The 13,500-nt window shown below is 32.8% G+C and carries 9 protein-coding genes and 1 tRNA gene; 5 read left to right on the top strand and 5 right to left on the bottom strand.

The features are described 5' to 3' along the window. Positions 1 to 2: 2 nt before the first annotated feature. The 3 genes from HH304_RS11850 to xerD all read right to left on the bottom strand — a co-directional run bounded on the left by HH304_RS11850 (position 3) and on the right by xerD (position 5,535). A complete protein-coding gene (locus tag HH304_RS11850) occupies positions 3 to 2,528 on the bottom strand; it encodes an FtsK/SpoIIIE family DNA translocase (RefSeq protein WP_169681738.1) in 2,526 nt (841 codons plus the stop codon). 96 nt (positions 2,529 to 2,624) lie between these two features. After that, positions 2,625 to 3,662, bottom strand: a complete 1,038-nt coding sequence (locus HH304_RS11845) for a quinone-dependent dihydroorotate dehydrogenase (protein WP_169682341.1) — start codon at positions 3,660 to 3,662, stop codon at positions 2,625 to 2,627. A gap of 958 nt (positions 3,663 to 4,620) precedes the next feature. Next, positions 4,621 to 5,535, bottom strand: a complete 915-nt coding sequence (gene xerD / locus HH304_RS11840; protein ID WP_169681735.1) for a site-specific tyrosine recombinase XerD — start codon at positions 5,533 to 5,535, stop codon at positions 4,621 to 4,623. 70 nt (positions 5,536 to 5,605) lie between these two features. Here xerD and aroQ point away from each other — a divergent pair, with 70 nt between their 5' ends. The 5 genes from aroQ (at position 5,606) to pth (ending at position 8,484) form a co-directional block, all read left to right on the top strand. Beyond that, positions 5,606 to 6,040, top strand: coding sequence for a type II 3-dehydroquinate dehydratase (gene aroQ / locus HH304_RS11835; protein ID WP_169681733.1), 435 nt, complete (start codon positions 5,606 to 5,608; stop codon positions 6,038 to 6,040). Positions 6,041 to 6,133: 93 nt separating this feature from the next. Continuing rightward, positions 6,134 to 6,206, top strand: a tRNA-Gln gene (locus HH304_RS11830). 74 nt (positions 6,207 to 6,280) lie between these two features. Beyond that, positions 6,281 to 7,207 carry a ribose-phosphate pyrophosphokinase gene (locus HH304_RS11825; protein ID WP_169681730.1) on the top strand — a complete coding sequence of 309 codons (927 nt, stop codon included), beginning with the start codon at positions 6,281 to 6,283 and terminating at the stop codon, positions 7,205 to 7,207. Between the two features lie 38 nt (positions 7,208 to 7,245). After that, a complete protein-coding gene (locus HH304_RS11820; RefSeq protein ID WP_169681728.1) occupies positions 7,246 to 7,851 on the top strand; it encodes a 50S ribosomal protein L25/general stress protein Ctc in 606 nt (201 codons plus the stop codon). A gap of 72 nt (positions 7,852 to 7,923) precedes the next feature. Next, positions 7,924 to 8,484: an aminoacyl-tRNA hydrolase gene (gene pth / locus HH304_RS11815; protein WP_169681726.1), complete on the top strand. Its 561-nt coding sequence runs from the start codon at positions 7,924 to 7,926 to the stop codon at positions 8,482 to 8,484. A gap of 55 nt (positions 8,485 to 8,539) precedes the next feature. Here the strand turns inward: pth and metG are convergent, their stop codons facing one another. Beyond that, positions 8,540 to 10,600: a methionine--tRNA ligase gene (metG, locus tag HH304_RS11810; RefSeq protein WP_169681724.1), complete on the bottom strand. Its 2,061-nt coding sequence runs from the start codon at positions 10,598 to 10,600 to the stop codon at positions 8,540 to 8,542. A 65-nt stretch (positions 10,601 to 10,665) separates the two neighbouring features. Next, the gene (locus HH304_RS11805; RefSeq protein WP_169681714.1) at positions 10,666 to 12,735 is read right to left on the bottom strand and encodes a tetratricopeptide repeat-containing sensor histidine kinase; all 2,070 of its coding nucleotides are present in this window, start codon (positions 12,733 to 12,735) and stop codon (positions 10,666 to 10,668) included. Positions 12,736 to 13,500 lie beyond the last annotated feature (765 nt).

Raw genomic sequence — 13,500 nt, 5'->3', positions numbered from 1 at the left:
GTTTACTTTTTGTTATTGAGGTCATTCAATAATTGTTCCAAACTTGATTCATCCTGGATCAAAACTTCTCTTGCTTTACTTCCTTCAAACCCACCTACGACTCCAGCAGCCTCTAATTGATCAATAAGACGTCCAGCTCTATTATATCCTAATTTAAGTTTACGTTGAATTAACGAAGTACTTCCCTGCTGATGCATAACTATAAGTCTAGCTGCATCATCAAATAATACATCCCTTTCCGAAAGATCAACATCTCCTATTCCAGAATCTTCATCACCTTCATATTCAGGCAACATATATGCAGAAGGATACCCTCTTTGGCTACCAACAAATTCACATAATTCTTCAACTTCAGGTGTATCTACAAAAGCACATTGAAGCCTAAGCATATCAGAGCCAGTGCTTAAAAGCATATCTCCCATTCCAACCAACTGCTCGGCTCCTCCAGTATCTAAGATAGTTCTGGAGTCAATTTTAGAAGTTACCCTAAAACTCAATCTGGCAGGGAAGTTTGCTTTAATAGTACCTGTAATCACATTTACAGAAGGTCTTTGAGTTGCAATCACCAAATGAAGTCCTACAGCACGAGCTAGCTGTGCTAATCTGGCAATTGGTGTTTCAACTTCCTTACCTGCTGTCATCATAAGATCTGCCAACTCGTCAATAACAACCACAATGTAAGGTAAAAATCTATGCCCATTTTCAGGGTTTAGTCTTCTATTAACAAATTTATTATTATACTCCTTAAGATTTCTACAACCTGCATCTTTTAACAGGTCATATCGGGTATCCATTTCCTCACAGAGTGAATTTAATGTATAAACAACCTTCTTGGTGTCTGTAATAATAGCCTCTTCGCTATTAGGAAGCATTGCTAAAAAGTGTCTCTCTATTTTATTAAATAAAGTCAACTCAACCTTTTTGGGATCAACCAAAACAAACTTGAGTTGAGAAGGGTGTTTTTTATAAATCAATGAAGCCAGAATTACATTTAACCCTACTGACTTACCTTGTCCGGTAGCACCAGCCATCAATAAATGGGGCATTTTTGCCAGGTCGGAAATAAAAACTTCATTAGAAATAGTTTTCCCAAGTGCTATTGGTAGCTCATACCCGGCTTTCGTGAATTTCTCAGTTGAAAGCAGAGATTTTAAAGAAACCATTTCCCTGTTTTTATTTGGCACTTCGATACCAATTGTTCCACGTCCCGGAATAGGTGCGATAATCCTTATTCCTAATGCAGCCAATGACAGAGCAATATCATCTTCAAGATTTTTAATCTTTGAAATTTTCACCCCTGCCTCAGGAACAATCTCATATAAAGTAACAGTTGGTCCGATTGTAGCTTTTATACTAGAAATGCCAATTTTAAAGTTTACAAGGGTTTCAACAATCTTATCCTTATTTTGCTCAAGTTCTTCCTTCGAAACTTTTACCTGGCCAGAATCATGTGATTTTAGTATATCTAGAGGCGGATATTTGTAAGAAGAAAGATCTAATGTAGGATCATAATTTTCCAGTTGAGCAACTGTTTTTTCAGACTTTACAGAATCTTCTATTTCAAGGCTTAACTCATCTTCATCATCACTCAATAAATCATCTTCCAATGAAGAAGTATCCAGAGGGTCTTCAACTTCTAACTCTAATTTATCGGTTTCTTCAGCCTTTCTGATTTTTTCCTTTTTTTCATTTGAAGTAATCTCCCATGCATTTAGCTCGTCTTCATCCGAATTTTGATGTGCATTAATTACTTCTTCCTCATAATCTGTTAGGTCTGATTGATTTTCATTATCCGTATCATTTTCAATTTTTGAGTCGCCTGAAACAGATCTTTTCATTTCAGACCATTCATCTTGAAGGTGATCTTCAACATCTTTAATCCCTTTTTCAACTGATGAAGTTAAACCACCAATTGTGGTGACATTAAAAAAGTAAATTATAAAAGCTACTAAAGAAAAGAAAAGAAACAACAATGTTCCCCACCCCATAAGATTTTCAAACACACTAGCGAGCTCAAAACCAATTCCTCCGCATATAAAATCTAAAGAACTCTGGCCATCAGCTTTAACCACAAGATATCCTAAAAGAACACTTAACCAGAAACTTGTGAAAATAACAAAAGAGGTAGAGCTTTTTACCGGAAGTAAGGTTCTTTTAAATACAATTGAGTAACCCCAGTTAAACATCAAAGGTGGTATAAGAAACGCTCCAATACCAATCCATTTAAATATAAAGTAATAAGAAGCAACAGCACCTGTAAGCTTCATCCAGTTTTCTGCTTCACGACCTTCTGTTAGCATTGAAGTATCTCCTAAAGATTCTACAATACTCTGATCAGCTTTTCCAGTAAACAGATATGAAATAAATGCTATTAAAAGAAACAGTGAGGCTATTAAAAAGAAAAACCCAAATACCAGATGAAGCCTGCGGTCAGAAAAAAACGAAAAATTCAAATTGATTTTCTTCTTCCCGGATTCTTTTGATTTCTTCTTTTTAAAATTATTTGACTTATAGGTGTTAGATGCCATGTTAAAAAATCAAATCCCTCTTTATAAATTTACAAATATTAATAACGCTAAAAACTAAAATAAAGTATTTAATTAAATTTTTAAGCAGTAGCGAAATTACAGATTTTCCTTAAGAATCCTTTTATTAATGTTTTTAATTATCGCAGGACCTTCATAGATAAACCCTGTATATACCTGTACCAGAGATGCTCCAGCTTTAAGTTTTTCTACTGCATCCTCTCCAGTGAAGATTCCTCCTACAGCTATTATTGGAACCTCTCCATTAAGCTTAGTATTTAAATAGGTTATTACTTCGGTTGCCCTGTCTTTCAATGGTCTGCCACTAAGTCCTCCGGCTCCTATAGACTCAACCTTAGAAGAATCTGTTTTGAGATTCATTCGAGATATTGTTGTATTAGTTGCTATTATACCTGAAAGTTTTACAGATTGAACAATATCAACAATATCATCTAATTGATGATCGCTTAAATCTGGTGCAATCTTTAAAAGCAGTGGCTTTTTCTCAGGCATATGATAGTTAACATGTTGAATCTCTGAGAGTAATTCTTTAAGAGGTTCCTTTTCCTGTAATTCTCTCAAATTTGGTGTATTTGGAGAACTGACATTAACAACAAAATAATCAACATGGTCATACAGAGCCTTAAAAGATTTTATATAATCTGAAACAGCATCTTTATTCGGAGTAACTTTATTTTTACCAATGTTACCCCCTACTATAATTTTTGACTTTCTATTTTTTAATCTTTCAACGGCGTCATCAACTCCCTCATTATTGAATCCCATTCTGTTGATAACCGCTTTATCTTTGGGCAACCTGAATAATCTAGGTTTATCATTTCCAGGCTGACCAACCGGAGTCAACGTTCCAATTTCAACAAAGCCAAAGCCAAAATTACCTAACTCATCAACGAGTTTAGCATCCTTATCAAATCCAGCAGCAAGGCCAACCGGATTAGGGAATTTTATCCCAAACACCTCTCGTTCAAGCTTTTTATCCTTGTAATTATAAATTAGTCGGAACAGTGCAGGTATTCCAGGGATTTTAGAAATCAACCTGATAGCAGAGAAGGTAAAATGATGAATAGATTCCGGATCAAACAGAAAAAAAATAGGGCGGATTAAAATTTTATAGATCACAGTTTTTTTTGGTAAAAATAAATGTTGTTTAACTAAAAAAAAAGAGACTGTCCAAATAGAACAGCCCCCATTAAACCTAAACCTAAACCTAATTTTTTATATCTGTAAGCTATATGCTTTAATATCAATTTATAAACTAATAACGATCGTTATGACTACTTCGTTATGTTTTTAACTTATTTTAATAAACGAATTTCGTTCAACGATGCAAAACTGCCTATAAACTGGCGATATCACAACATTTTTAATATTAAAAAATTATTAAGAATTTTTTCAAAAAGCAAAATTTAATTCCGATATCATATTACAATCATTAATTTAACAAAATTTTGACATGAAATAAACACCTAGATAACTATTAGTGATGAAATTTAAAACATGAGAAACAAGTGTATTTCGCCATTTATTTATTCATGTTTTTTTGCCTTTGGATATTCGATTCAATTCCTCATTTTTATTTTCAATAATATTCAAGTTGAAAATACATTAAACCATTTAATCATAATTTATTCCTTCATTGTATCTATCCCGTTTTCTCTGAGTTATGTATGGAATAGTCACATAGAAGATTTTAAACCTATATTCAAACATTCAATAAAGATAGTTTTTATTGCATTAACCATGCAGTTCCTTTGTTCAGAGATAAACATTGTAAATTATTGTCTTCAAATAGTTTCAGGGATATTTTTAGGATTGGCCAGTTGCTGTATATACAAGCTAACTATTAGTAAAAAAGGGTTTATTTTTATTCTTATTATGTTAATAGTAGGTAAATCTTTTGCCAGCTACCAGCAATCTATAATTTCTCACTTTAACCTCGAGTTAAACATTTACCTGTATTTTTTTATTGGATTTTGTACATTGGCTTTGGGACTAATGGGCGTTTTTAGCTTGCCATTACATATAGATAGTTCTATAATTAAAAAAAAGAACCTTATTCACTTAAGTGATTGATTCAGTCTTTTTTCCTTTTGGGTAAAAAATCATTTACAACCTGTTGTAAAAAGTCTCTATCAATGTGAGTATAAACCTCAGTTGTTGTAATTGATTTATGACCGAGCATTTCCTGAACAGCCCTAAGGTCAGCTCCCCCCTCAATTAGGTGTGTTGCAAATGAATGTCGAAAAGTGTGAGGACTTACCTGCTTTTTGATTCCTGCCTTCCTTGTTAATTCTTTCACCTTAGTAAAAGCACTAATTCTAGACAACTTCCCTCCTTTTTGATTTAAAAAAATAAGGTCAGAGGCATCTTGTTTCACACGATCATTATTAACTAATTGCTGTCTCCACTCTTTTAAGTAAATCTTAAGGTGTTTTTTTGCTGACCTACCTACAGGAACTAATCTCTCCTTATTCCCTTTTCCAATAACTCTTAAAAAACCCTGATCAATAAATACATCACTAATTCGAAGATCAACAGCTTCACTAACTCTCAACCCACTACCATATAAAAGTTCAATCAAAGCCCTTGACCTTGCTCCATCAAAGGTGTTCATCTCTATTGATTCAAGAATTGCATCGATTTCAAATACATCCAATACATCGGGGAGTTTTCTTGGAATACGTGGAGTTTCTAATAATTGAGATGGATCATTTTCAATTATATTTTCAAAAAGAAGATATGTAAAAAAGGACTTTATACCTGAAATCATTCGAGCTTGAGAGTATGGTGAATACCCTAACTTGGAAAGTTCTTCAACAAATTCTTCAATATCATTCAACTTAATATTTTGTACTGACAAGTTTTTATCAGTAGCAAAAACAGCTAAATTCTTCACATCTCTCTCATATGCCAGTTGAGTATTTTCAGAAACACTCCTTTCAAGCTTGAGGTAAGCTTTAAATGATTTGATATAATGCAACCAGTTCATTGAATTCAAAAATGACCTAATTTATTCATAAAATACAATCATTATATTAGTTTGCGAAAAAAAAGACTTGATGAACATTCTTATTCTCAATGGGCCCAATTTAAATTTATTAGGTAAACGAGAGCCTGAAATATATGGCAATGAAGGATTTGAAACTTTTTTGAAAAACCTACAAAATGAATTTCAGGATCAAAACATTGAATACTATCAATCAAATATTGAAGGTGAAATAATAAATAAAATCCATGAGTACGGATTTATTGATAACACAGCTATAATCCTAAATGCAGGTGGGTATACTCATACTAGTGTAGCAATTTCAGATGCTATTGCAGGAATTAAAAATCCGGTAATGGAAGTTCATATAAGCAACATTTACAAAAGAGAGAATTTCAGGCATAAAAGTATTATAAGCAAAGAATGCATCGGTATGATATCAGGACTTGGATTGCAAGGATATTTTTTAGCAATACAATATTTTGTAAATCAAAAACTTATAAAATAGGATAAAAAAAAATTAATTTTTTTTCTTTCCAAAGTTGGGGATTTTAAAATTCCTTTCTACTTTTGTCATCCCAAAACGATGGGAAAACAAGAATGCCCGATGGTGTAACTGGCAACACGTCTGATTTTGGTTCAGAAGAGTCTAGGTTCGAGCCCTAGTCGGGCAACAAAAAAATCCCGGAAAAACTAAGTATTTTTCGGGATTTTTTATTTATTGTTAAAAATCAGATCGCCCTATAACATGTCATCAGTAAAATTCTTTCCCGGATCAGGATCTGCAGAATTATCCGAAAAAATCTCACATTTTTACGGTAAGCCACTGGGGTCTATCACTCATCAAAAATTTAGCGATGGTGAAATATCAGCATCTTTCAACGAAAGTGTTCGTGGATGCGATGTTTTTCTTATTCAATCTACCTGCCCTCCTTCTGACAATATCATGGAATTACTTCTAATGATTGACGCTGCAAGAAGAGCAAGTGCAAAGTATGTCACAGTAGTTATTCCATATTTTGGTTATGCCAGACAAGACAGAAAAGACAAGCCAAGAGTTGGTGTAGGAGCTAAATTGATGGCAAACCTACTTACTGCTGCTGGTGCTGACAGAATCATGACTTGTGATCTTCACGCCGGGCAGATTCAAGGATTTTTTGACATCCCACTAGATCACCTTGACGCTTCATCTATTTTTGTACCCTATCTAAGAAGCTTAAAATTAGATAATGTGGTATTTGCTGCACCAGATGTAGGAAGTACTGGCAGAGCTAGAAGATATGCTCAGCACTTTAATGCTGAAATGGTAATTTGCGACAAGCACAGAAAGAGAGCTAATGAGATCGCAAGCATGCAGGTTATTGGAGATGTTAACGATGCAGATGTAATTCTGGTTGATGACATTGTAGATACTGCAGGAACCATATGCAAAGCTGCAAGTATCCTGAAAGATAAAGGAGCAAAATCTGTCAGAGCAGTTATTACCCACCCGGTACTAAGTGGAAAAGCTTACGAAAACATTGAAAACAGTGTTTTAGAAGAAATGGTAGTTACTGATACTATTCCGTTAAAAAAGGAAAGTGATAAGATAAAAGTATTGACTGTATCAGATCTTTTTGCGAAAGCAATAAGAAAAATTCACGATCATGAGTCAATTAGTTCTCTTTTTATTTAACTTTGCACTCATTTTAAAAATTAACAAAATATATAGTTATGAAAACAGTTGAGATTATAGGGTATCAAAGAGCAAATCTCGGCAAGAAGGATGCAAGAGACCTTAGAATTGAAGGTAACGTTCCTTGCGTTCTTTACGGTGGCGATGAGCAAGTACACTTCTACACTCCTGCATATTTGTTCAGAGAGTTAGTTTATACTTCTGAAGCACACTTTGCTCACATTAACATTGAAGGAAAAGAATATAAGGCTATTCTTCAGGACATTCAGTTCCATCCGGTAAGTGACATCATTCTTCACGCAGATTTCTTCATGATTCATGATGGAAAACCAATTAAAATGGACATTCCTGTTCACCTTATCGGACGTGCAAAAGGTGTTGAAAAAGGTGGTACTTTGGTACAAAAGAGACGTTCTCTTAAAATCAAAGCCCTTCCTAAGAACATGCCTGAGCATTTAAATGTTGACATTACAGATCTTGATTTCCATAGCTCTATTAAAGTTAAGGATATCGCAACTGAGAAATATGAAATTCTTGATGCTGACAGACTTTCTGTTGCAGTAGTTGAGATTCCTAGAGCTCTTAGAGGTAAATCAAAAGAAGAAATTGATGCTGCTACTGCTACCGAAGAGGAAGAAGCATAAGCAAAATATCTCTTATTTATTTAATTTTAAAGGCTGCTACATTGCAGCCTTTTTTTATAATCTATATTTGATATGAAGTATTTAATTGTTGGATTAGGAAATATTGGTGCAGAATATGAACAAACAAGGCATAACATTGGGTTCATGGTTGCTGATGAATTGGCAAAAAAATTCAATGTTACATTTGCTCTTGACAAACAATCATACAAGGCTGAATTTAAACATAAAGGAAGAACATTTTTTGTAATCAAGCCTACTACCTATATGAATTTAAGTGGCAAGGCAGTTAAACACTGGATGCAAAAAGAAAACATTCCCATCAGCAATATATTAGTGATTGTTGATGATTTAGCTCTACCGTTTGGTACTTTGAGAATGAGGGGCAAAGGATCTGCAGCAGGCCATAATGGATTAAAAAACATTGAGCAATTATGTGGCGGAAGTAATTACCCCAGACTAAGATTTGGTATTGGGGATGACTTCCCTAAAGGTAGGCAAATTGACTTTGTATTGGGAGAATTTAGTAAGGAAGAAAAAGATGAACTGCCATTTTTAATTGACAAATCATGTGATATGTCATTAAGCTTTGGAACCATTGGCATTAACCATACCATGAGTCAATTCAACAATTAAAAAGGGCTTTAATTAAAGCCCTTTTTAAAATATTTATCTGTTATTCTACACAGAATTAACTTACAGTACTACCTGGATTAACTTCTTCACCAGGTTGTATAAATCTCAAATTACCTTCAGAATCTTCAGCCATTAACACCATTCCGTTACTTTCAATCCCCATCATATTTCTAGGCTTAAGATTAGCTAAAACGCAAACTTGCTTACCAATCACCTCTTCTGGAGTAAAATGCTGAGCAATACCAGAAAGAACAATTCTAGTATCCACACCTGTATCAATTTTTAACTTTAGCAGCTTCTTTGATTTCGGCATTTTTTCTGCTTCTAAAACTGTCCCTACTCTAATATCAAGCTTCATAAAATCATCAAATTCTATTTCAGATTTTAATGGCTCAACAGTAACAGGAGCATTTTCTTTTTGGTTTTCTTCTCTGATTGCTTCTAATTTTGACATTTGCTCTTCAATAATCTTATCCTCTATTTTTTCAAAAAGTAAAGATGGTTTATTTAATTTATGACCCGCTTTTAGAAATTCACTATCCCCAGCATTAGCCCATGAGAATTTGCCATCTTTTATATTTAAAATCTCCTTTAGCTTATCTGAAGAAAAAGGAAGAAAAGGTTCCATAACAACTGCAAGAGACGCGGTGATTTGCAATGCAATATTCATTATGGTTTTCACTCTTTCAGGATCCTCTTTAATTAATTTCCATGGCTCAGTATCAGCTAAATACTTATTACCAAGACGGGCAAGATCCATTAATTTTTGAGTTGCTTCTCTAAATTTATAAGATTCAATTAACGAACCTATTTGATAAGGTATGCTTTTTAACCCTTCTATAACTTCCTTATCAAAATCTGACAATTCTCCTTTAGCAGGGATTTCTCCTTCATAGTATTTTTGAGTTAATACAGCCGCTCTATTAACGAAATTACCCAGAATCGCAACTAATTCATTGTTATTTCTAGCCTGAAAATCATTCCAGGTAAAATTATTATCTTTAGTTTCAGGGGCATTTGCACAAATCACATAACGTAGAACATCTTCTTTTCCACTAAAATCTTCAAGATATTCATGTAACCAAATTGCCCAGTTTCTTGAAGTACTAATTTTATCACCTTCAAGATTTAAAAATTCATTTGCAGGAACATTTTCAGGAAGTATATACTCACCATTTGCCTTTAGCATGGAAGGGAAAATTATACAATGAAAAACAATATTATCCTTCCCTATAAAATGCACTAGTTTAGTGTCATCGTTTTTCCAATAAGGCTCCCAGTCTTTACCTGTATTTTCTGACCACTCTTTAGATGCGCTTATATAACCAATTGGAGCATCAAACCAAACGTATAAAACTTTACCTTCGGCACCCTCAACCGGAACAGGAATCCCCCAATCAAGATCTCTGGTTACTGCACGAGGCTGCAGACCACCTTCTATCCAGCTTTTACATTGCCCATAAACATTTGACTTCCATTCCTTGTGACCTTCAAGAATCCATTCTTTTAACCATGGCTCATATTCATTCAATGGCAAATACCAGTGCTTAGTTTCTTTTAAGACAGGCTTCTCTCCACTTAATGTTGATCTTGGATCTATTAATTCATTAGGGCTTAAACTTGACCCACATTTTTCACATTGATCTCCATAAGCATTTTCATTCCCACATTTTGGACATGTTCCAACAATATACCTGTCTGAAAGAAACTGCTTTTCCTTCGGATCATAATATTGTTCGGAAGTTTGTTCTATAAACTTGCCTTCTTCATACAACTTTCTGAAAAAATTAGAGGCGGTTTCATGATGAATTTCACTACTAGTTCTTGAGTAAACATCAAAACTGACACCAAATGACCTCAATGAATCCTCGATCATTTTATGATACTTATCAACTACATGCTGCGGAGTTTTACCTTCTTTTTTCGCTCTTATGGTTATTGGAACTCCATGTTCGTCACTTCCTCCAAGGAAATGAACATCATGGCCAGCAAGCCTCAAGTATCTTGCATAAATATCTGATGGAACAAATACACCAGCCAAATGCCCTATGTGGATTGGACCATTGGCGTATGTGAGTGCTGAAGTTATAGTATACCTTTTAGGTGTCTTAGTCATATCAATATCTTTGAATGCAAAGATAACTTTTTATAAGAATTTTACTTCCTATTGATCGACTTTCACTATTCTTCAACAGATGGTAATATGATATCAAATTTATTTCCATCACCACATGGGCTGTATGTAATCTCACCTCCTAATCTTAATGTTGCCTTTTTAGCAATATTAAGCTCAAGTCCGGTTTTATAGGCAATTGGAGCAACTCTAAAAAACATATCAAAAATATCTTCCCGGTACCTTTCAGGTACTTGAAGTCCACTATCAGTAACAACAATTTTCACCACATTTTCATTTATAGATGAAACGCTCATACTCACCTTTAAAAGCTCATCTCCTTTATAATTAAGGGCATTTTCAAGCATATTTTCCAGGATTAACCTTAGTAGGTGAATATCTCTATTCCAAACTGTCCCCTTTTCAACATCGAAATCATATACAATATCAATACCTGCATTACTCTCAGATATTTTTTCAAAAACTTCCTTGACAAGACTTTCAAGATAAACACTATCCTTTTTTAATTTATGTTTATAAATGGTATGTATAACCATTAATCTGCTAAGCACAAATTCTAATTCTTTTGTTTCATCAGAAACCAATTGAAAATAATTTTTAGACGGCCCTTCATCTGCTTCAAGCAATCCAAGATAACTTAATCCATTTATTCTAGCCAGGGGACCTCTTAAATCGTGAGATGCTTTATAAATAAATAAATCTAATTCTTTATTGGTATCAGTCAGGTCTTTGTTTGCTTTTTGAAGCTCTTTTGTCCTTTCTTTTATCATTTCCTCTTGAAAGGCATTAACATTGCTAAGTTGCTCATTTTGTTGTTGAATTGTGTTTTTTGCAGCTTCAAGCTTAAGATTTGCCTCTTCTAGTTGTTTATTAATTCTTTTCATTCTCAATTTACTTCTGTAAATAATCATCGCAGAAAGAATTAAAATCAGAACTATCGCTCCTAAAAGAAAAATGATTAATTTATTTTGTTTTATCTTTTGATCCCTTACTGATATTTCATTTTGCTTTTGCTCTTCAAGATATTCCTTTTGTACTCGTGAAATTTTATTATAAACATCCTCCCCAAGAATCTTCTCCCTTATACTATCATGTTGCTCTTGAAAATATAATGCATTTTTATAATCACCTTTCTTTTCAAAAACATCAGCCTTTAACTTGTAAATGGTTAATAGTTCCTGTTCAACATTTAAAACATCTGAATAATAAAGTGCAGAATCGAGATATGCTAATGATTGATCAAGGTTCAACTTATTCATTTGAACTTCAGCCATTATTCTGAAAATACTAGGAAGATATAATCTATCACTAGCTCTGATTTCTACCTTATAAGCATTTTGAATATATACATCAGAACTATCATAATTCCCTTCATTTAAAAGAGTTTGAGCTAATCCTATATAACTGTTGGCTAAAGAAGATGAATCATTATTAGAAAGCGCTAATTCCTGAGATTCAAGAAAATATCTAATTGCGTCATCGTACTCTTTTAAATCTATATATATATGACCAATATTGTTTAATGAAACGATAATACCCTCATACCTCTTGATATCCCTATTTATTCTTAAAGCTTTTTGATAGTATTCAAGTGCTGTTAAATTATCTTTTATTTCATCATATACAAGCCCAATATTATTATTTGAAATTGCCATTCCGGAAGAATCATTTAATTCTTCCATAAGTACTAAAGCCTTAAAATGATATTCTAATGAAGACTCAAAGTCACCAAACCTTCTATATAAATTAGCTAAATTATTTAGATAACTTCTAATTTGAAATTGATTACCACTTTCCTGAGCAACTGATAACGCTTTTTTAGAATATTCCAAAGAAAGTTTAAAGGATCCCTTTTTCTTATACACTAATGCAATATCATTAATCACTTTAGCTTCCCATTCAGTATCATTCAGATTTTTCGCTATCTCAAGTGCCTGAAAATCATAATATAAAGCAGAGTCATAATTAATTCCCCAATACTCATATGCCAAATCATAAAGTACTTGAATTCTTTTTTCAGTTGATGAATTTGATAGGTCTTTTTTTAATTCTTGTATCTTTGCTGAACTTTCAATTTTAAAACTGTCTTGCGTAAATGATTTAAAATTAAAAATCAAGAAAACACAAATAATTATAAAAAAAATATTGGACCTGTATAATTTATTCTTCATATAATATAAAAAATGCCTAAAGATTATTTGCTTCTACAACGAACTCATTATTAATCACTTATAATAAATAAAATATAGTTTACTTTTTAAATTTAATCTCATATATTCGCTTACATTTTAGTAAACGTTTAGAAGCAAACTTCTTGATATTATTAAAATTGGAGCTCCTATCTTAAGACTGCTATTCAATTGAAAGCAGAAGAAATTATAATACTTTATAATAAATAAAAGCCAATTGAATAAATGTTCTATAATTCATGTGAATATATGAATTACAATGGAAAATTCTAAGCAAAGAACATCAAGTTATAATAAAAATGATTTTACCGATATTCAATAAAATAATTAAAACTAATAATTACTCTTTATAAACATTTGTAATAAAAGTGTAACAATAACATAGTGGGATTAATTAATATTTAGTACCTAATATATAAACTATCAAACCACAACTAACTGTAAATCAGCAAATTTTATATTCAGTCTTAACCAATTTATTCTGAATATAATAAACACATAAATATCTAAAATTTATTTTTTTTAAAATTTCAACTTTTACAAAATGAGAAACTTTTACAAAGCACTGATCATCCTGACTTTTATCACTTCCACTTTGGCTTGTGAATCAGAAAACATTGAACCTCAACGACCTCTTGATGAAAAAGCTGAGCTATTAAAAAAGAGCGAAGACATCAGAGGTGAAGTCTTAAA

It is taken from the genome of Marinigracilibium pacificum (genome assembly GCF_012926615.1).
Taxonomy (GTDB): Bacteria; Bacteroidota; Bacteroidia; order Cytophagales; family Cyclobacteriaceae; genus Mangrovivirga; species Mangrovivirga pacifica.
Note: the sequence above shows the minus strand (reverse complement) of the source record. Positions and strands in the feature narration are given on the sequence as shown.

Excerpts from the sequence above, each read along its gene's own strand:
- HH304_RS11850 (WP_169681738.1), bottom strand. The coding sequence starts at position 2,528 with ATGGCATCTAACACCTATAAGTCAAATAATTTTAAAAAGAAGAAATCA.
- xerD (WP_169681735.1), bottom strand. The coding sequence starts at position 5,535 with ATGAACTGGTTGCATTATATCAAATCATTTAAAGCTTACCTCAAGCTT.
- aroQ (WP_169681733.1), top strand. The coding sequence starts at position 5,606 with ATGAACATTCTTATTCTCAATGGGCCCAATTTAAATTTATTAGGTAAA.
- HH304_RS11825 (WP_169681730.1), top strand. The coding sequence starts at position 6,281 with ATGTCATCAGTAAAATTCTTTCCCGGATCAGGATCTGCAGAATTATCC.
- HH304_RS11820 (WP_169681728.1), top strand. The coding sequence starts at position 7,246 with ATGAAAACAGTTGAGATTATAGGGTATCAAAGAGCAAATCTCGGCAAG.
- pth (WP_169681726.1), top strand. The coding sequence starts at position 7,924 with ATGAAGTATTTAATTGTTGGATTAGGAAATATTGGTGCAGAATATGAA.
- metG (WP_169681724.1), bottom strand. The coding sequence starts at position 10,600 with ATGACTAAGACACCTAAAAGGTATACTATAACTTCAGCACTCACATAC.